At 62.3% G+C, this 19,254-nt stretch carries 18 protein-coding genes and 1 pseudogene; 8 read left to right on the plus strand and 11 right to left on the minus strand.

Annotated features, from left to right (window positions below):
* Nucleotides 1-2 precede the first annotated feature (2 nt).
* Nucleotides 3-806 carry an inositol monophosphatase family protein gene (locus GRI58_RS03255; protein WP_160752138.1) on the minus strand — a complete coding sequence of 268 codons (804 nt, stop codon included), beginning with the start codon at nt 804-806 and terminating at the stop codon, nt 3-5.
* A 96-nt stretch (nt 807-902) separates the two neighbouring features.
* On the opposite strand from GRI58_RS03255, the gene GRI58_RS03260 reads away from it, so the two are divergent.
* Nucleotides 903-1,898, plus strand: a complete 996-nt coding sequence (locus GRI58_RS03260) for a helix-turn-helix transcriptional regulator (protein ID WP_160752139.1) — start codon at nt 903-905, stop codon at nt 1,896-1,898.
* On the opposite strand, the gene GRI58_RS03265 is transcribed toward GRI58_RS03260, so the two are convergent.
* Nucleotides 1,879-2,814: a ribose-phosphate pyrophosphokinase gene (locus GRI58_RS03265; protein ID WP_160752140.1), complete on the minus strand. Its 936-nt coding sequence runs from the start codon at nt 2,812-2,814 to the stop codon at nt 1,879-1,881. The two genes, GRI58_RS03260 and GRI58_RS03265, sit on opposite strands and share 20 nt — an antisense overlap.
* A gap of 201 nt (nt 2,815-3,015) precedes the next feature.
* On the minus strand, nt 3,016-3,990 hold the full coding sequence (glpX, locus tag GRI58_RS03270; RefSeq protein ID WP_160752141.1) for a class II fructose-bisphosphatase: 975 nt from the start codon (nt 3,988-3,990) through the stop codon (nt 3,016-3,018).
* A 71-nt stretch (nt 3,991-4,061) separates the two neighbouring features.
* Here glpX and GRI58_RS15380 point away from each other — a divergent pair, with 71 nt between their 5' ends.
* Nucleotides 4,062-4,814: a hypothetical protein gene (locus tag GRI58_RS15380; protein WP_202386764.1), complete on the plus strand. Its 753-nt coding sequence runs from the start codon at nt 4,062-4,064 to the stop codon at nt 4,812-4,814.
* Here GRI58_RS15380 and GRI58_RS03280 read toward each other — a convergent pair.
* The gene (locus GRI58_RS03280) at nt 4,774-6,129 is read right to left on the minus strand and encodes a homoserine dehydrogenase (protein ID WP_237452062.1); all 1,356 of its coding nucleotides are present in this window, start codon (nt 6,127-6,129) and stop codon (nt 4,774-4,776) included. The genes GRI58_RS15380 and GRI58_RS03280 overlap by 41 nt on opposite strands.
* A gap of 57 nt (nt 6,130-6,186) precedes the next feature.
* Nucleotides 6,187-7,023: a hypothetical protein gene (locus GRI58_RS03285; protein ID WP_160752142.1), complete on the minus strand. Its 837-nt coding sequence runs from the start codon at nt 7,021-7,023 to the stop codon at nt 6,187-6,189.
* 366 nt (nt 7,024-7,389) lie between these two features.
* Between GRI58_RS03285 and GRI58_RS03290 the strand changes: the two genes are divergently transcribed.
* From GRI58_RS03290 to GRI58_RS03305, 4 genes are all read left to right on the plus strand, one after another.
* On the plus strand, nt 7,390-8,028 hold the full coding sequence (locus tag GRI58_RS03290) for an energy transducer TonB (protein ID WP_237452063.1): 639 nt from the start codon (nt 7,390-7,392) through the stop codon (nt 8,026-8,028).
* Nucleotides 8,029-8,092: 64 nt separating this feature from the next.
* The gene (locus tag GRI58_RS03295; protein WP_160752144.1) at nt 8,093-8,881 is read left to right on the plus strand and encodes a MotA/TolQ/ExbB proton channel family protein; all 789 of its coding nucleotides are present in this window, start codon (nt 8,093-8,095) and stop codon (nt 8,879-8,881) included.
* Nucleotides 8,882-8,963: 82 nt separating this feature from the next.
* Nucleotides 8,964-9,497, plus strand: coding sequence for an ExbD/TolR family protein (locus GRI58_RS03300; RefSeq protein WP_202386765.1), 534 nt, complete (start codon nt 8,964-8,966; stop codon nt 9,495-9,497).
* Nucleotides 9,498-9,534: 37 nt separating this feature from the next.
* Nucleotides 9,535-9,969 (plus strand): ExbD/TolR family protein, encoded by a 435-nt coding sequence (locus tag GRI58_RS03305; RefSeq protein WP_160752145.1) that lies wholly within the window; start codon nt 9,535-9,537, stop codon nt 9,967-9,969.
* A gap of 72 nt (nt 9,970-10,041) precedes the next feature.
* Here the strand turns inward: GRI58_RS03305 and GRI58_RS03310 are convergent, their stop codons facing one another.
* Together GRI58_RS03310 and GRI58_RS03315 are read right to left on the minus strand one after the other, a co-directional pair.
* Entirely contained in the window at nt 10,042-11,202 is a 1,161-nt protein-coding gene (locus GRI58_RS03310; protein WP_160752146.1) for a cytochrome c oxidase assembly protein, read from the minus strand.
* A gap of 15 nt (nt 11,203-11,217) precedes the next feature.
* A pseudogene (locus tag GRI58_RS03315) lies at nt 11,218-13,690 on the minus strand (ligase-associated DNA damage response DEXH box helicase).
* 275 nt (nt 13,691-13,965) lie between these two features.
* Here GRI58_RS03315 and GRI58_RS03320 point away from each other — a divergent pair.
* Nucleotides 13,966-14,814, plus strand: a complete 849-nt coding sequence (locus GRI58_RS03320) for a BON domain-containing protein (RefSeq protein ID WP_160752147.1) — start codon at nt 13,966-13,968, stop codon at nt 14,812-14,814.
* 79 nt (nt 14,815-14,893) lie between these two features.
* Here GRI58_RS03320 and GRI58_RS03325 read toward each other — a convergent pair whose 3' ends face one another.
* Genes GRI58_RS03325 through GRI58_RS03340 form a run of 4 tightly spaced genes read right to left on the minus strand, consistent with a single transcriptional unit; the run spans nt 14,894 to nt 18,267 of the window.
* Nucleotides 14,894-15,730: a DUF2059 domain-containing protein gene (locus GRI58_RS03325; protein WP_160752148.1), complete on the minus strand. Its 837-nt coding sequence runs from the start codon at nt 15,728-15,730 to the stop codon at nt 14,894-14,896.
* A gap of 29 nt (nt 15,731-15,759) precedes the next feature.
* A complete protein-coding gene (gene pgmG, locus GRI58_RS03330) occupies nt 15,760-17,163 on the minus strand; it encodes a phosphoglucomutase/phosphomannomutase PgmG (RefSeq protein ID WP_160752149.1) in 1,404 nt (467 codons plus the stop codon).
* A gap of 16 nt (nt 17,164-17,179) precedes the next feature.
* Complete coding sequence (locus GRI58_RS03335) at nt 17,180-17,464, minus strand: DnaJ domain-containing protein (RefSeq protein ID WP_160752150.1); 285 nt, start codon at nt 17,462-17,464, stop codon at nt 17,180-17,182.
* Nucleotides 17,461-18,267, minus strand: coding sequence for a division plane positioning ATPase MipZ (locus tag GRI58_RS03340; RefSeq protein ID WP_160752151.1), 807 nt, complete (start codon nt 18,265-18,267; stop codon nt 17,461-17,463). The genes GRI58_RS03335 and GRI58_RS03340 overlap by 4 nt, the downstream gene beginning before the upstream one ends.
* 87 nt (nt 18,268-18,354) lie before the next feature.
* Here GRI58_RS03340 and panC point away from each other — a divergent pair, with 87 nt between their 5' ends.
* Nucleotides 18,355-19,209, plus strand: coding sequence for a pantoate--beta-alanine ligase (panC, locus tag GRI58_RS03345; protein ID WP_160752152.1), 855 nt, complete (start codon nt 18,355-18,357; stop codon nt 19,207-19,209).
* The last annotated feature ends 45 nt before the right edge of the window (nt 19,210-19,254 follow it).

Here is a 19,254-nt window from a genome sequence, read left to right on the forward strand (position 1 = left end):
GTTCAGTGGTCGTGGTGGTGGTGCGCGCTTGTCGCGCCCATCGCCTCGAGCACGTCGTCCAGCCGCGCGGGATCGCCCAGTGCGATAACCCGTCCATCGCTTTCCGCATCGAGCGGGTGGCCCTGCCAGTCGGACATGGTGCCGCCCGCACCCTCGACCACCGGCACCAGCGCGGCGAAATCGTAGAGCTTGAGGCCAGCCTCACACACGATATCGACATGGCCGCCCGACAAGAGACCGTAATTGTAGCAATCGCCGCCCCAGATGATCTTTTTCTCCGCGACCGATCCGGCGAGGCCCATGAAGGCATCGATCTCGTCGCCGGTGAACAAATTGGGACTGGTCGTGCCGAGAACGGCATCACCCAGCGCATTACAGGTTCGCACCCGCGCAGCTTTGCCGTTGAAAGTCGTCCCCGCACCGATCCGCCCGACCCAGCGTTCCTTCAGGATCGGCTGATCGATCACGCCCACCACCGGCCAGCCGCTTTCGACCAACGCAATCAACGTGCCGAAAATCGGCCGCCCGGCGATGAAGCTGGTGGTGCCGTCGATCGGATCGAGTATCCACTGCCGTTCGCTGCCCTCGCGAACCGCGCCATATTCTTCACCCACGATGCCGTCGCCGGGACGCTCTGCGTCCAATATCGCGCGCATCGCCGCTTCAGCCGCGCGGTCAGCCTCGGTGACGAAACTGCGGTCGGCCTTGCGCTCTTCGGACCATTGTCCGCGGAACAGCGGACGGATGGCTTCACCTGCGGCATCTGCGAGGCGGTTGGCGAGAGTGACGTCTGACGAATCCGGCATGGGCAGCGCGCTACACCTTCCTTGCAGCTTGTGCTATGCTTCACAAATAGCCGGGGGTCGCGTGGGTTCGCATCACCGGTAGAGGGACCGGTGACAGTGGACGAAGGCGATGGACTGACGTCTCTGACGGGGGCGACACGCGCGGGCTTGCCGCTGGCGTTCAGTCGTGCGCCCTGCGCGCGTCTTCGACCCTGGATTGCAAGAATGGGCGTAACCCAGGTCGATCTGCCCGAAGGCCAAGCGGTCGAGGGGACAATTCTATCGGAGAGCGCCGCACTCCGAATTGTGTTCGGCAGCAATTGGTCGGCCACGACCCGTGACGGGCAGCAGCTGTTCAAACCGGGAGGTCGCGGTATGACTCTCCTGTTCGGCCCCCATTCCCGGGCGATGCCGGTACGTGTCAGCGGAAGCTTCGCCGTAGCGACGATAAATCTCACTGCCGGTGCCAATGCAGCTCTCGGCGGTCCGAATCCAGTCGAAATGCTTGACCGGATTATCGATTACGATGCCCACGTCGGCCACGGGAATTTGTCCGAACGCCTGCTGCACATAAACGGGGCGGAAAACTGGATCGAAGCGATCGAACGTGAGTATCTGAGGTTTGTAGATCGTTACCGGCCGCCTCAGCCCAATACGCTGATTACGCATTTTGAAATTGCGACACTGGGCGATCCGACATTTCCCCTTGGCGATTTCGCTGCTGCGCATTCGATCTGCCAGCGCACGCTCGAGCGGCTGGTACGCAAGGAGATGGGTGTGACGCCCGGTCTTGCACTGCGCCGCGCTCGCGCGCTCGATATGGCAGCGGTCCTGCTGGGCGTTGCCATAAAGGAGGACGAGCCCGAACTCCGCCTCAGATATTTCGACCAGTCCCATCTCATTCGCGAAATGCGCCATTTCTTTGACCTGACCCCAAGCCAGTTCATCGAGATAGACCGCCCGCTGCTCAGGATCGGGGTCGAGATGCGTCAGATTCGCCGGATCGAGCTGCTCGAGAGTGTCGCAAGCGGTGAACTCAGTCCATGGCGAGACCCTATGGCAGAACCACGCCCGCAGCTGCCTGCGCGAAAGCTCAGTCGAAGAGCGAGCTGACCGAGCTCTCGTCGGCGATCCGGCGCACCGCTTCGCCGATCAGCGGCGCTATAGTGAGGATGCGGATTCGCTCGGAATCGAGCGCAGCATCGGTGGGCCGGATCGAATCGGTGATGACCAGTTCCTTGAGTGCAGAACCATCGACCCGTGCCACCGCTCCACCAGAAAGAACGCCGTGGGTGATATAGGCGGCGACGCTCTTGGCACCATTGTCGAGCAGTGCCTGCGCTGCGTTGCACAGTGTACCACCCGAATCGATGATGTCGTCGATCAGGATGCAATGACGGCCCGAAACGTCGCCGATGATGTTCATCACTTCCGATTCGCCGGGCCGGTCACGGCGCTTGTCGACGATCGCCAGCGGCGCATTGTCGAGCCGCTTGGCCAGCGACCGAGCGCGGACCACACCGCCCACGTCAGGCGAGACGACCATCAAATCCTGGTCGCCATAACGTGCCTGGATATCCGCGGCCATCACCGGCGCGGCGAACAGATTGTCTGTCGGGATGTCGAAGAAGCCCTGAATCTGCCCGGCGTGCAGATCAACCGCCAGAACGCGGTCGGCGCCCGCCTGAGTAATGATATTGGCCACCAGCTTGGCTGAGATCGGGGTGCGCGGGCCGGGTTTGCGGTCTTGCCGGGCGTAGCCGAAATAGGGCACCACCGCTGTAATCCGCCGCGCCGAGGCGCGCCGCAGCGCATCGATGCAGATCAGCAGCTCCATCAGATTGTCGTTGGCCGGGAAGCTGGTCGACTGGACCAGGAAGACATCCTCGCCGCGCACGTTCTCGTGGATCTCGACGAAGATTTCCTCGTCGGCAAAGCGACGCACGCTGGCATCGGTGAGTGGCATCTCGAGATAGCCTGCGATCGCACGCGCGAGCGGCAGGTTCGAGTTGGCGGCCATGATCTTCATGCAACGAATCCCCGTCAGCGGCTGTGCCCACCGCCTAGCCGAGCGTCATGCGATTGCAACATGGGAGTCGCGGATTTGCCCGGTGTAGCGCAATTCTGCGCGGGAATTACTCCGCCTGGTGCACGCCCTTGATCCAGCGCGTGCCTTCGTCTGCGTGCGCAGGACCGACGCGCACTTCGATGGCACTGTACCGTTCGGTATTTACTTCGCCTGGTGCTCGCCCTTGATCCAGCGCACCGTGCGGCTGGAGGCGCGCATCACCACGCTCTCGGTGGTCATGCGTCCGTCGCGCAGATATTTGACGCCGTCGAGCAGCGAGCCCGAGGTGACGCCGGTCGCGGCAAAGATACAATCGCCCTTCACCAGATCCTCGCGCTTGTAGATCTTGTCGAGATCTTCGACGCCCCATTTGCGCGCGCGTGCCTTCTCATCCTCGTTGCGGAACACCAGCCGGCCATTGAACTGCCCGCCCACGCAGGTCAGCGCGGCCGCCGCCAGAACGCCTTCGGGCGCACCGCCGGTACCCATATACATGTCGATAGTGGTATCGGGATCAGTCGTGGCGATCACGCCGGCGACATCGCCATCGCCGATCAGCACGACGCCGCAACCAAGCTCGCGCAGTTCGGCGATCAGCGCAGAATGGCGCGGACGATCGAGCACGCAGATGATGAGATCGCCCGGCGCAACGCCCTTCGCCTCAGCCACGGCGCGCACATTCTCTGTCGGGGTCTTGGCGAGATCGATAATGCCTTCGGGATAGCCGGGTCCGACCGCAAGCTTTTCCATGTAAACGTCGGGTGCATGAAGCAGGTTGCCCTCGGCAGCTGCTGCCAGCACCGCCAGCGCGTTGGGTCCGGCCTTGGCGGTGATCGTCGTGCCTTCGAGAGGGTCGAGAGCAATGTCGATCTTGGGGCCTTTTCCGGGAGCGCCGCCGACCTTTTCGCCGATGAACAGCATCGGCGCCTCGTCGCGCTCGCCCTCGCCGATCACCACGGTGCCATCCATTTCCAGCGTATCGAAAGCGCGACGCATCGCTTCGACCGCAGCGGCGTCGGCGGCCTTTTCGTCACCGCGACCGATCAGCTTGGATGCGGCGATCGCTGCGGCTTCGGTCACGCGGACCATTTCCAGCACGAGAATGCGGTCGAGCGGGTTGTCAGCAGGTGAATTCATAACCAGTTCACTCTCGAAATTGCGATTGCCACTAAGCGGTTGGCCGCGCCGATAGCCGGAGGAGATACACAATGTCGAGCCGCCAATGGCGCAGTGTCCTGTTTCTGCTCGTCGGCACACTCACCTGTTTCACCTTGGCGACCCCGTCTTTCGCGCAGGATACGGCAAGCGGTGGAAGCAGCAACGGCACACCGACCGCGCTCGGCGCGACGCAAAGCAGCCCGCCGCAGACGATCGATATCCTCGCACCACCACCTCCAGGGCAGGAACTCGACTATCGACCCTGCACGAAGGAAGAAGAAGCCGCCAAGATTTCCGGCGAGATCGTGGTCTGCCGCGCGCGCAGGAACGATTCTGAAAACGCCTATTCGTCGAAGGAGTCGGCGATGGATCGTTATGCCGCGGCCACCGCTTTCCGCGATGCCCCGGCACCCCCTGACCCGTGTGGCCCCAATTGCGGGATATTCAGCGGTCCGGCGACGGTGAGCAACCTTTGCATCCCCGGCCTCGGCAAATGTCCGCCGCCTCCTGCGCTGTTCATCGACGTGTCGGCGTTGCCGAAGGCGCCGCCGGGATCGGATGCCGACCGCATCGCACATGGGTTGGCACCGCTTGGCGAGGACGATGAAGGGCGCGCCCGGCAGGTGATCCTCAAGCAGCAGGAAAAGGCGCTCGATCTTCCGCCACCGGCTGCCGTCACCCAGGAAGTCCGAGGCAACAGCTCAGGGAAAAAAATCAAAGCCGCTGGAGAACCGGCTCCGCCGCAAGCCGACAATTCGGCGACTAGTCCCGCAGAATCGGCAGAACCAACGGGGCAGAGGTAAGGCTGGGCGAACCTTCCAGCAGCGCGAGGGCTTCGGCGACACAGCGTTCCGGGCCTTCGTGCGTGACCATGGCGAGCAGCACCTCGCCGCCCGACTCCTTGGCGCGACCGCGCTGGATCAGGCTTTCGATCGACACCCCGGCATCGCGCATCGCCGCAGTAATTTCGGCCAGCACACCCGGCCGGTCGGTGACGGTGAAGCGAATGTAATCGCGACCCGTCCGTCCCCCCGGATCGGCCCGGTCCATCGCCTCCAGTTCGGCAACCGGTAATGAGAACGGCGGTCCGGCATCGCCGCGCGCCAGATCGATCAGGTCGGCAACGATCGCGCTGGCAGTCGGCCCAGCACCCGCGCCCGCGCCCTGAAATAACAGGCGACCGACGAAATTGCCTTCCGCCACCACCGCATTGGTCGGGCCGGATACGTTCGCCAGCGGGTGGTCGAGCGGGACAAGACATGGGCGCACGCGTTGCAGCAAAGCGGACCTCCCAGTCCCGTTCTGCGGATCATCGCAATCGGCCACCCCAACCAGACGAATAACGAACCCGAGCGCCTTGGCTTGGGAGATATCTGCGGCACTCACCTGAGTTATGCCGCTGATCGCCACACCGTTGAAATCGACCTTCGCGCCGAAACCGATCGCCGCCAGAATGGCGAGCTTGTGCGCCGCATCCACTCCTTCGATATCGAAGCTGGGATCGGCCTCTGCAAAACCCAGTTCCTGCGCCTCTGCGAGAGCATCGGCGAAATCCGCGCCGGTGCTCTCCATGCGCGTGAGGATGTAATTGCAGGTTCCGTTGAGAATCCCATAGATGCGGTCTATCGAATTGGCTGCGGCGCCTTCGCGCAATCCCTTGATGACGGGAATGCCGCCCGCGACCGCCGCTTCGAAGCGCAACGCTGCGCCGCTCTGGGCCGCCCGTTCGGCAAGCTCCAGCCCGTGATGGGCGACCATCGCCTTATTTGCCGTGACCAGCCCTTTGCCTGCACCCAGTGTTGCCCCGGCCAGTTCAAGAGCCGGTCCATCGGAGCCCCCTGCGGCCTCGATCACGACATCGACATCGTCTCGTTCGGCCAACGCTGTCATGTCCGATTCGAAAGCAAAAGCAGACAGGTCCACCCCGCGATCGCGCGTTCGGTCACGGGCGCTGACGGCGGTGATTTGCAATTGCCGCCCTGCCCGCGCCTCGATCAGCGCGCGATTGGCATCGAGCAGTCGAATCACCCCGCAACCGACCGTTCCCAATCCGGCGAGCCCGATTCGCAAGGGTCGCTGCGCCCCGTTCATGCGATTGCCTTCAGCTTTTTCATCCATGCCTGCGACCTAGCGCAGGGCAGGGATCGGATGGAATGATTTTGTCTTGGGCGCACCCTAGCCGCGGTTGCGCTTGCAGGGGCCGAGTTGGTCGAGCACGAAACGGTAATCGGACTGTGCCTGTGCGCGGTCTCTGGGGTCCTGCGCAAGATTCGCGCTATCGGGCAGGGTCGATGGCAATCCGCAAGCGAGGCGATACCATTCGAGCGTATCGGGCTCGGCCGGCTTGGCCGACTGATCGACCAGCTCGGTCCACGACACGCCCCAGTGCGGTGCCATGTTCGGCCTGCGCACGATGCTGAGCGCAGCCGGATCACCGTCTGCCGTGGTCAGGAAAATCTGCGTATCCGATTCGCCGGTCAGATTGCCCGGCGTCGACAACGCATCGCTCACCCCGGTAATCGCAGGCGGCGAATTGGGCGCGGCAAATGCTGCAAGAATCGGTTTCAGTTTCTCGGCCAACGCCGGAGACCACAAAAGCTGGGCGTCGGGCTTGACCAACTGTACCTGATCTGGACGTCCGGCGACCGGGCGCGCGAACAAAATAACCTCTTCTTTCTTGAGCTTGGGAGGTTTCCCCCTGGCGTCGAACGGCACGTCGACAAGATAGTGGAGGGCCGCGCCGATCGGGGCATTGCCCAGCAGCAAAGCCTGCGTCTGCGCTTCGATGTAAAGGCGTACATGGCCCGGAGCGACGTTCGGCGCGCGCTCCGGCGGAAGGGTAATCTGGCGGAGAATCTGCGCATGTATCACCATCGGCGTGCCATCGGCCAAAGTCGCCAGATCGGCGTAGGTCGGACCAGGCGTGGCGGCAGGAGCCTGGGCAAATACGGGATTGGCCAAAGCCAGAGCGAATCCGCTTAGAGAGACGAGAAACAGGCGATTTGCGTGCATGACATACCTCGATCGTTGGCGGCGGCATTTCCACGCATACAGCAAAGGCCGCAATTTCAGGCAAGTGCGTAGGGGCACGTGACTGAAACCCGGCTTAACCGATAAAGGGTTTGCTCGCGCAGCACAGGATGGCTAAGGCAAGCGACGCGTATGGGTTGTTGATATAAAATTACCCGACGCAGCCTTTTGGCGATCCCTTCGGGAACCCGGGCGGGGTATTGCACGTCTGGGTTAAGGATGGTTTCGTTAAAGGGTTAACAGTTCAAGACGGGCGTCAACGATTTTATGATGTCTGAACGAGTGTCGCCGGGGTGACCCGGCGTGTCGATGGAGTGATGCAACCGAATGGCTTATGCTGATCAACAAATGAGTGGCAATCGCATGGTGGCGATTGTCATTGTTGTCCTTATCCACATCGCTCTCGGTTACGCGCTCATCACCGGTCTCGCTATGGAGGCGGTGAAGAAGGCGGTCGAGAAAGTGACAACGGTGGACATCAAGGAGCCGCCACCACCACCACCGCCGAGCGAACCGCCGCCACCGCCCAAGCCGGACACTGCTCCGCCACCGCCGGTCGCACCGCCACCGCCGATCAGCGTCGCCACCGCGCCGCCGCCGATCCAGACACAGCAGACGATTCCGCCGCCAGCACCGCCGGCAATCCGGATTCCGCCGCCTGCTCCTGTGGCGCCGCCTGCGCCTCCGCCGCCTTCAAAGGCCCGTGCAGCGCAATCGGAAGGCAACTGGGCACAGCGTATCATCGACAACTACCCCTCGCGCGCCGTTCGCGAAGGCACCGAAGGTACAGTTGGCGTTGCTGTTGTGATCGGCACGAATGGCCGCGTCAGCAGCTGCTCGGTGACCAGATCGAGTGGGTCTTCGGTACTGGATAGTGCTGCGTGTGACGGAATGCAGCGCTATGCCCGGTTCAAGCCCGCACTCAACGCGGCTGGCGACCCGATTACCAGTAATTATTCCACCCGGATCGTATATCGGCTTCAATAATAACCTTAGCTTTCAGCCCCAAGGGACGGGGCACAAAGTACGGATTTAAAGAGGACTCTTCGCAATGACCATTGAACTTCTCGCTGCTGCCGGTTCGGCACCCCAGACCGACTTCGGCTTCATGTCTGCCATGGAGCAGGGCGGCATCATCTCGTGGGCCATTTTCAGCGTGCTCGCGATCATGTCGATCGGATCGTTCTACATCCTGTTCAGCAAGCTGTTCGAACAGCAGAAAATCCTGAACCAGTACCGCACCGTGCGTACCCAGTTCTGGCGCGCCGGCACTCTCAAGGAAGGCGCTTCCAAGCTCGACAAGAACAGCGCATGGCGCCAGCTCGTCGACGATGCCAACATGGCCGAAGACCAGCACCAGAAGATGGGCGACAGCCTTGAAGCGCATGACTGGCTCCACGGATCGCTCGCGCGTTCGGAAGCCTCGATCAACTCGAAGCTCGCCGGCGGCCTGCCGTTCCTTGCAACGGTCGGCGCAACCGCGCCTTTCGTTGGTCTGATGGGTACGGTTATCGGTATCTATCGCGCGCTAATCGGCATCGGCATGTCCGGCACGGCCTCGCTCGACAAGGTTGCCGGTCCGGTCGGTGAAGCACTGATCATGACCGCGATCGGCCTGATTGTCGCGGTTCCCGCGGTGCTTGCCTACAACTGGCTGCAGGCACGTAACCGCCGCATCGCCGAGCTTCTGTCGGGCTTTGCCACCGACCTGCTCGCCAACATCAGCTCGAAGGGCCAGGTCAAGCCGGCAACAGCAGCTGCCGCTCCGGCACGCACCGCAGCTCCGGCTGCTGCCAAGCCCGCTACTTCGACGACCACGACCACGACGACCAAGCGCTGATCTCATTACCGGGCGTTGCGCTCGTCGCGACGCCCGGATGAGACATATGAGTTCAGAAGCGAAGAAACGGATAGGATAAACCATGGCGATTTCGACGGGCGGAGGCGGCAGCGATACGCCGATGTCGGACATCAATACCACGCCGCTCGTGGACGTGATGCTGGTGCTTCTCATCATCTTTCTGATCGCCGTTCCGGTGGCGATCCAGACAATCGACAAGCTCCATATTCCGATCATTAAATCGACGCCGTCCAAGGACAAGGTCGAGAACCTGCTGCTGACAGTGAGCACCACCGACGCCGCAGGCCGCAGTGCCGGGCAACCCGGATTTGAGGGCGCGACGCGCACGGGCCAGTGCCGGGTGTATTTCAACAACATCACCCCGGTCGATTCCCAAGAACTGTACGACAAGGCATTCAAGCGCCTTGATGATATCGTGCAGCGCGCGGGCGGCCCGGACGCGATCAAGAACGATCCGGACAAGATCCCCCAAGTGTTCATTCGCGGCGACGTTCAGGCCCCCTGGTCCTGTGTCGCAGGGGCGATCTACAACGTGCAGGCTGCGGGCTATCCCACGGTCGGCTTCATTTCCAACCCGGTCGACCCGAACGGCTGATCGGCCGCCCGACGCAATAATTCAGGAGTAACCCACCATGGCAATGTCAGGCGGCAGCGACGATGGCAGCCCGATGATGGAGATGAACACGACGCCGCTCATCGACGTCATGCTCGTGCTTCTCATCATGTTCATCATCACCATTCCGGTCGCGACCAATTCGATCAACATCGATCTTCCGGTTCCCAATCCGGCGAACAACATCACGGTCGAACCGGTGAAGAACAAGCTGGTCATTACCCAGGCCAACGAGATCCTGTGGAATGGCAACACCATCAACGAAGGCCAGTTGGTCACGCTGCTGCAAGAATCCGCGGCAATGAACCCGGAACCGGAATTGCAGTTCCAGCCTGAAGCGCTGGCGAGCTATGATCTCTCGGCAAAGGTGCTCAACATCATCAAGAACTCGGGCGTTACGAAGTTCGGCTTCGTCGGCAACGAGCAATACCGGAATTTCGGCAAGGCTGGCTAACGCAGCTTTCCCAATCAGACACAATGAAGGGGCGGAGCGATCCGCCCCTTTTTGTTGTGCCCGCTTCACCAGCTATTCGCCGCGTGAATGGTCGATCTCAACCGACGTTGCCGATCGATGACGTCCTATTTCGCGATCGTAAAGCACCGCGCTTACCAGTGCGACCAGCACAACCAGCACCGCAAATCCACCGAGGCCGAGCGCCAACGCACGATTGGCACCTGGCAGCGCGGCAGCACGCCCCGCGGCGTGAGCCTGTGACGTGCCCATCCGTGCCCGGCGGTCGTCGGCGCGCTGTTCCTCCGCGCCCCAGCGATGCAGAATCAGGATGATCGAGATCGCAAACATCATCGCGCCGGGGATCCACATGAGAAGCCCGCCGATCTGCTCGTCGATCACCGGAGCCAGCCCCAGCATCCGCCCCATCACATCATAGGCGCTGTAAATCGGCGCGGACTTGAACGCGAGATAGGCACCCAGCAGGATATTGCCCATCGCCGCGCACCAGAACATGACCAGCCGCGTTCCCAGCCGTGCCCCCGCAGGCGCGGGTCTTGGATCGAAAATCACGAAGAAGAAGAACAGCCCCGTCACCAGCAGGCTGACGTGCCAGCAGTAATGGATCGCCTCATCGAGGATCGCGATGTCGTGAAAATGCGGGATCATCCAGAACAGGCTGGTGCCCACGAACAACACGGTCGCAATTAGCGGACTGGCGAAAAAGCCGAACACGCTCCTCACTCCGCCACTCCCGGCGATCGGCGCGAACACACCGCGCCGCAACCAGTTGGGCATCCCGCGAATGAGCGTGGCCTGCGGTTGCGAGAGCAGCAGCAGCATCGGCCCGATCGAGCGCAGCAGCATGTGCTCGACCTGATGCACTGCGAAGACGTGATCTGCCAGTGGCTCGATCGGCGAAAGCAGCGCCAGCGACAGCGCCACCAAACCGCCAAAGAACAGCGCGTGCCGCCACCAGCGTGCCCTCGCGCCCCGTCGGACCCCGGAGATATACAACGCCGCTGCGATCAATAACCCAGCGACGATCTCGGGTGGAAACTGCCACATCGCCATGATCGGCTCGCCGGGATGAATTTCATCGCCATGCGCCATCGCGGCATTCGAAAAGGCCAGCCAAGGTGCGGCCAGCACGGCATAGATTTTGCGAATAATGGCGCGTGTCCCCCGCGTCTGTTGGTTCTGCCCTCCGCCCGTGCCGCTATCAGATCGCGACACCGCCGACCAGTCTCCTCACTGGCCAGGATCAGGCAGATCGTCCACTCGCATCGCAGCGGCGGCGAGGCTTTCCGCTTCCAGCAGCAATTCGTCGTCGACGCTGCCCTGCGGCGTCGCTTCGCGCCCGATCATCACCATCACCGGCACCGCGAGCGGGCTGACCCGCTCCAGCGTGACATGGGCCAGCCGTCCCGCCGCCTCGTCGAGCAGATCGCCCAGCCGCCCGGCGTCGGTCATCTGCGTGCGCGCATCGGCCCACGCCGCTTCCAGCAGCAGGTGATCAGGTTCGTATTTGCGCAGAACGTCATAAATCAGGTCGGTCGAGAAGGTCACCTGCTTACCGGTCTTGCGCTTGCCGGGATGCTGGCGTTCGACCAGCCCACCGATCACCGCCACCTCGCGAAAGGCGCGCCTCAGCAGGTAGCTTCCTTGCACCCAGTCGATGAATTCGTCCTGCAAGATATCGGGCGAAAGCAGGGGTGCGGGATCGGTCACCGGCTTCAGCCCCCACACGGCAAGGCTGTAATCATTGGCGACGAAACCACCCGGCATCAGCCCGCGATCCTCCATCCGCTTGGTGATCAGCATCCCCAGGCTCTGGTTCGCGTTCCAGCCGATGAAAGTGTAATAGACGGTGTAGTGGGCGCCTGGCGTGCGGGAAGCTTTCGACCAGCAGGCTGTCCGGCCCCGGCAAACTGCTGCGCCAGTCCTGCACTTCCAGCCATTCGCGCACATCGTCAGGGAAGCGCGCCCACCCTGCGCGGTCGACCAGCATTTCGCGCACCCGCCCGGCGAGATGGGTGGTAAGTGGCAGGCGTTGGCCGCCATAGGAAGGGATGGTGGCGCTCGTCTTGGCCGCGCGCACCAGAACTTCCATATCCTGAAGCTTGACGACTTCGAGGCTCATTCCGGCAAAGGCAAAAGTGTCGCCGGGAGAAAGGGACGCAGCGAAACGCTCCTCGACCTTGCCGAGACTGCGCCCACCACGCCCGCGTCCGGCGGCGATGCGGACCTCGAGCATTTCGGAATCCACGATGATCCCGGCGTTCATCCGGTGGCGCGCCGCCTGTTCGGGGTGTGTCAATCGCCACGTCCCGTCATTGTCGCGAGTGATGCGTTTGAACTTGTCATAAGCGCGCAGCGCGTAGCCGCCATTCTCGACGAAGGAGAGCACGCGAGACCACACGTCTTCATCAACCCACGAATAGGCGAAGGTGGAGCGAATCTCGGAGAGCAACTCGCCCTCGTGGAATGGCTCCGCGCAAGCGCAGCCCATCACGTGTTGGGCCAGCACGTCGAGGCCGCCGGGGCGGAAATCCTCTCCGTCCCTCTGACCCTGATCCACCGCATCCTTGGCCGCGGTCGCCTCGAGGAATTCGAAGCGGTTTCCCGGCACCAGCAGCGCACGGCTGGGCTGGTCGAGCCGGTGGTTGGCGCGTCCGATGCGCTGGAGCAGGCGGCTCGATCCCTTAGGCGCGCCCATTTGTACCACCAGGTCGATATCGCCCCAGTCGACTCCGAGATCGAGGCTGGCAGTGGCGACGAGTGCCCGCAGTTCCCCGCGCGCCATCGCTCCTTCGACTTTGCGCCTTGCCTCCTTGCTCAGCGAGCCATGGTGTATCCCAATCGGGAGGGTGTCCTCGTTGACCTCCCACAGCTTCTGAAAGATGAATTCGGCGAGGAAGCGCGTGTTGGTAAAGATCAGCGTGGTGCGATTTTCGCGGATGCGCTGATAGAGCTGAGGCACCGCCCAGGTCGCGGCATGGCCGCCCCAGGGCACGCGCTGTTCTTCGGGCAAAAGGATTTCGACCTCGGCCGGAGCGCCCTGCTCCCCCGCAACCAGATCCACCGTATCGATATCGCCCCAAGGGGCCAGCCACGCGCGAAACGTCTCAGGGTCGGCTACGGTGGCCGACAAGGCCGCGCGCTGCACCTGCGGAGCGATCGCCTGGAGGCGGCTGAGCGCCAGCGCCAGAAGATCACCGCGCTTGCCGGTGGCAAAGGCGTGGATTTCATCGATCACGACGCGCTTCAACCCGGCGAACATCGCGAAGCTGTCAGGATAGGACAGCAGCAGCGAGAGGCTTTCGGGCGTGGTCAGCAGCACATTCGGCGGGCGGCTGCGCTGGCGCTTCTTGCGGTCCGAAGGCGTATCCCCGCTGCGTGTTTCGACCCGGATCGGCAGGCCCATCTCATCGATCGGTGCGATCAGATTGCGCTGCACATCATGCGCCAGCGCCTTGAGCGGAGAGATATACAGCGTGTGGAGGCTGTCCGGCGGAGGCTCGCCCGCAAGCCGTGTGGACGTGAAATCGGCTAGGGTCGGCAGGAAGCCCGCGAGCGTCTTGCCCGCCCCCGTATCGGCGACCAGCAGCGCGTGATGACCTGCATCGGCAGCCGCAAGCATTTCGCGCTGATGGCTGCGCATTCGCCAGTCCCGCCCGGAAAACCAGGCAAGTATTTCCGGCGGAACATTGTCCTGATTCATCGCCCTCCATCCTGGCCGGCAATTCCGAGCGCTGCCACTACTCTCACACGCTCCGCATGAGCCCTGGTGTTGCTAGGAATTGAAAGAATATTTCTACTTATTTCAGTGGCTTCGAAAGCGCCAAAGCGCCCTAACCACAAGCCGACAAGTGCAACGTCTTCCCCCACAGATCGTTTCAATAGCACAAGCCCGCAAACGGGCACTCTCGCCATCCGATCCGCTGCGGGCTGCCGGGCAATTCGGATGTCACTCTAGTGCAGCTGCAGGAGACCATCATGACAAATCGCTACAGATATTCGCAGGATTCGGAATATGACAGCAACACGCGTCGCGGAAATCGCCAAGCCGAACAGTTCGAAGCTGATTCCAAAAACCAATATGGTGACGATCGCTACAACAGCCGACAAGCTCGCCGCGACGAAAATTGGCGTGGTCGTCAGAATCGGGACCGCGACAACGGCCTGATTCATTCCGACACTAGCTACCGCGAAGATTACCGCCCGCTCGACGATTATGACCGGGCATCTTTCGGGTCAAAGTCCCGCTACGAAGAGTTGGGCTCAACCCACAGTTATTTCCGCCCGGACGATTTCGGGGGGGAAGACTACACTCGGGGAAGCCGTGGGAGTTACGGCGTGGGTCAGTCCAGCCGAGGCTACGGCTTTCGCGGAGGTTCCACCGCAGGCTATGGTGGAGCCGCAGAGCGCAACTACGCCGCAGATCGCTATGACTCGCGCCGGAATTATGGCGATGAGCGTGGTTTCTTCGACCGCGCAAGCGATGAGGTTGCCAGCTGGTTTGGCGATCGTGAAGCAGAACGCCGACGCGAGATGGATCACAGCGGGCGAGGTCCGGCCAATTATGAACGCACGCCGGAACGCCTGCTCGAAGATGCGTGCGAGCGCCTGACCCACGATCCGCGTGTGGATGCGCGCAACATCAATGTCACTGCAACCGAAAGCGAGATTACTCTCGATGGCACGGTCGACAGCCGCGCCGCGAAGCGCCGCGCAGAAGACTGCGTGCATGACATTTCAGGCGTGAAGCATGTGCAGAACAATCTGCGGATCGACGACAATTGGTCGATGCGCAACGATCAGACCGAGCCCCGTCTCGAAAGCTGATCCAATATACATGCAGAACATAAAGAGCCCGGATCACTCCGGGCTCTTTTCATTTCGGTCGTCGCAGAAAGCACCCGAATTAATCTTCGCTGGTGCGATTCTTGGCCGCCTTGTCCGCGCGTTTTTTGGCCGCCGAGGCCATTCCAGCCTTGATCTGCGCCTGGCTCAGCCCTGTGAGCTTCCCGAGCTCAGTGCGCTGTTCCGCGCTGAGGTCAGCGTAATCACGCGGCTGCGGCAGATCGGCTTGCGCCTTGTCGAACTGCGCCTTCATCGGCCCGAGTTCCGCCATCAGCTTGGGCAGGCTTTTCATCGAGGCCGAAAGCACATGCGGATCGGACGCCAGCGCAAACGAGCGACGGGCATAGGTCATGCCCGAGGGAGTCGCGAAGAACGCGGCGATATCCGCGAGCTCCTTGCTGTTGAAGTTGACTGCGTAAGCCTCGGCCATGCCTTCGCGCATGTCCGGTTCCATCGCAGCCATCGCCTTGGTCATCGCGGATTGCAACGATTCTATCATTGCCGCATTGCGTGTGGCCGCCCCGGGATCGAGAATAGCGGCCGCCTGCTTGGCGTGTTCATCCGTGAGATCGAGCTTGGCCGAATCCTGCCCGAGATTTTTCGTAACGTCGGTCGCTGGGTTGGACTCCGCCATTTTCATGATCGGATCCATGATCCGCTTGAACAGGCTGTGATACATCTCCGCCATCGTGCCGGACGGCATGATCTGCATCATCAGCGCCTTAGCGGCAGGCAGTCGCGCCCGCTGTTCCGCGGTCAAGGGCTCGGCCTTGAACATGTCCGTGAGTGCCGCCATTGCCGCGGCATCGTCACCCTTCTTGGGCGCTGCCGCAGCTGCGGGTTGCGCGCACAACAAGCCCAAGGCCGCTCCACCGGCCAGCCACTTCTGCCATTTCATCCCGATACTCCCTGTTTCAGATCCCGATTTCAGTGGCCGACGCTCTCCCCGCGTTCGAGCCCCGACAGCTGCAATTGCTCGTCGATCTGGGCCACCAGCCGCTTGAGCCCATCCCTGCTTTCGCTTTCAGCGCGAGCAACCAGCACGTCCTGCGTGTTAGAGGCGCGCAGCAGCCACCAGCCGTCATCGGTGGTCACGCGCACACCGTCGGTCGCATCGACATCGGCATCCGATTGCGCGACCCGTTCCTTGATTTCGTCGATCGCGGCAAACTTGCGGCTTTCATCGACCTGAAAGCGCATTTCCGGCGTGTTGATCATCTCCGGCATCGCTCCGCGCAGCTCGCTGACAGACTTACCCAGCCGCGCCGAGGCTGCGATCAAGCGCACCCCGGCATAGAGCGCATCGTCATAGCCGTAGTATTCATCGGCGAAGAACACATGGCCGCTCATCTCGCCGGCCAGCGGGCTGCCCGTTTCCTTCATTTTGGACTTGATCAGCGAGTGTCCGGTCTTCCACATCAGCGGCGTACCGCCATTTTTCGCGACATCGTCGAACAGCGCGCGGCTGGCCTTCACATCGGCAATAATCGTGGCGCCCGGACGCCGCGCCAGCAGGTCCTCAGCATAAATCATCAGCAGCTGATCGCCCCAGATCACGCGGCCCTCGCCATCGATAGCGCCGATCCGGTCACCATCGCCATCGAATGCCACTCCGAAATCGAGGTTCTTCTCCGCGACCAAGGACTTCAGGTCGGCTAGATTGGATTCGATAGTGGGATCGGGATGATGATTGGGAAAATTGCCGTCAACCTCCGTATACAGCAGATGGTGTTCGCCCGGCAGGCGCGCAGCGAGCAATTCAAGCGCCGGACCCGCCGCGCCATTGCCCGCGTCCCAACCGACCTTGAGATCGGAGAGCGCGGCATGGTCGACCCCGGCCAGCCCTTCCAGCAGACGGGTGATATAGGCCTCCATGATGTCGCGCGTCTCGACGCTGCCCGCACCATCGGCCCATTCGCCCTTCGCCGCCCGCTCGCCGAGCCTGGTGATATCCGCACCGAAAAACGGCCGCCCTTGGAATACCATTTTGAAGCCGTTGTAATTGGCGGGATTATGACTGCCGGTTATCTGGATGCCGCCATCCGCCTGTTCGTCTGACGCTTCGGCGTAATAGAGCATCGGGGTCGGCCCCATGCCCACGCGCACCACGTCGCAGCCACTCGCGGTGAGCCCTTCGACCAGCGCATGTTCGAGCACTGGAGAGCTGACCCGCCCGTCATAACCAACAGCCACGCGGCTGCCGCCAGCCTCGCGCAGCATCGAAGCGAAAACGCGACCGATCGCGCGCGCATCATCGGGGCCGAGTGTTTCTCCGATGATCCCCCGGATGTCATATTCGCGCAGTACGGTGGGGTTGAATTGATGGCTCATTCGAAGAAAGCTCCCTCTAGCGGGGGTTGAGATTAGCGAGCAACAGGTCGCGCGCGCCATTGATTGCGGCAATACGCGCGGTGCTGCCGCCGCGATCGGGATGCATCTTGGCTGCAAGCTTGCGATGCGCGGCGCGAATTTCCCCGGCATCGGCATTGGGTCGCACGCCCAGCAGGCGGCGCGCCCGCGCCAGCTCGCGCTTATGCAGCGATGTGGTGGAAAGATAATCCCACGGCCATGCGCCCATCACCCGGTGGAAGACCAACGCGGCCAGTCCAGCCAGGATGAGCAGCTTGATCACGCAGCGGTGCTTTCGCGTTGCGCGATACCCGGCAGGTGGAGCGCGGCAACAAGTCCGCGCAATTCCTGTCGCGCGACCAGATGGCTGGTGCCCAGATCGCCCAATTGCCCCTTGTCGAGCAGGGTCAGGCCGGACGGGAACAATTCGCGGTAGATCACGCGTTCGGACAATCCCTTGGCGGTGCGGAAACCGACACGCTTGGCCATCTCGCCAAGCGCCTTTTCGATCCGCGTCATATTGCGCGCTTCAGTATAGCCGGTGCGGTTTCTCACCACCACCCAATCCATTTGGGGGCGTTGCTGTTCCAGCCCCGAACGGCTGCGCTTGATCCGCGCTTCCCAGATCAGCTCAGCATAGAAGGACAGCTTCTTCACCTTGAAGCTTTCGCCCTCGACCTGACCGATGAGGTCGAAGTCGACGAAGCTGTCGTTCATCGGAGTCACCAAGGTGTCGGTTTCCGCCGCCGCATGGCGCGCGAGTGCATCGTCGCGCCCCGGCGTATCGATAACGATGAAGTCGGCATCCACCGCTTCGCGCGCGATCAGCGCCTCGAATGCTTCAGGGTCCAGCCCATCGACTACATGGCTGCGAGCGCTGGGCAGATCGATCCCGCGCTTTGCCGCGGTCTCAGCGCGGTTCTCGAAATAGCGGTCCATCGTCCGCTGGCGCGAGTCGAGATCGAAGGCGACCACCGACTTGCCGCTCTTGGCCAGAGCAACGGCGACATGGACCGCAGTGGTCGATTTTCCCGTACCGCCTTTTTCATTGGCGAAAGTGATGCGATGGGGGCGCTTGCTGGACACGGGGCGAATTCAACTCTCTTTGTCTTGGTGAGGCCCCGGCCTGACGCTAGAGCAATGCCATCCGTCCCTAATCAAGGTGTTTCGCCCGTGCAAACCATCACCCGTCTCGCGATGTTGAGAAATGCCGTTGCCGATCTTCGTGACGGCGGCAAGACAGTCGCGCTTGTGCCCACCATGGGCGCATTGCACGAAGGCCATCTGACACTGGTGCGCGAGGCGCGAGAGAAGGCCGACCACGTGGTCGCCTCGATCTTCGTCAATCCGCGCCAGTTCGGTCCAAAAGAGGATTTCGGTGCCTATCCACGCCAGCTCGCGCGCGATCAGGCGCTACTGGAGGAAGAAGGCGTCGCGCTGCTGTGGGCGCCCGAGCGCGATGAGGTCTACCCCGAAGGCTATGCTACCAATGTCTCAGTCACCGGCATCAGCGACAGGCTGTGCGGCGCCGATCGTCCGGGGCATTTCGATGGCGTGGCGACGGTGGTGCTCAAGCTGTTCAACGAAGTGATGCCCGATATGGCCTTCTTCGGTGAAAAGGATTGGCAGCAGCTCGCGGTGATCCGCCGCATGGCGCGCGATCTCGACCTGACCCGTCCGCATGTCGATGCTATCCACGGTGTCGCCATCGTGCGCGAGGCTGACGGGCTCGCGATGTCGAGCCGCAACGCCTATCTCTCACCCGAACAGCGCGAGGCAGCGGCCAATCTGCCGCGCGCAATCGGCTCTGCGGTGGCCGCGCTGACCGGGGCTGATCGAGCGGCTCCGGCGTTGGAAAGCTTGCGTGGGGAACTGTTGGCCGGTGGCTTCGATTCGGTCGATTACGCCGAATTGCGTCACGGCCATACGCTATCGCTGCTCGACCGCGCCGAAACCAATGCGCGGCTGTTCGTAGCAGCGAGGATCGGTGGCACGCGCCTGATCGATAACTGGCCGGTCGAGCGCTAGATTCGTAACGGTCGAGCGTCGGCGCAACGATCGCCGACAAGCCGC

It is taken from the genome of Qipengyuania algicida (assembly GCF_009828025.1).
Classification (GTDB): Bacteria; Pseudomonadota; Alphaproteobacteria; order Sphingomonadales; family Sphingomonadaceae; genus Qipengyuania; species Qipengyuania algicida.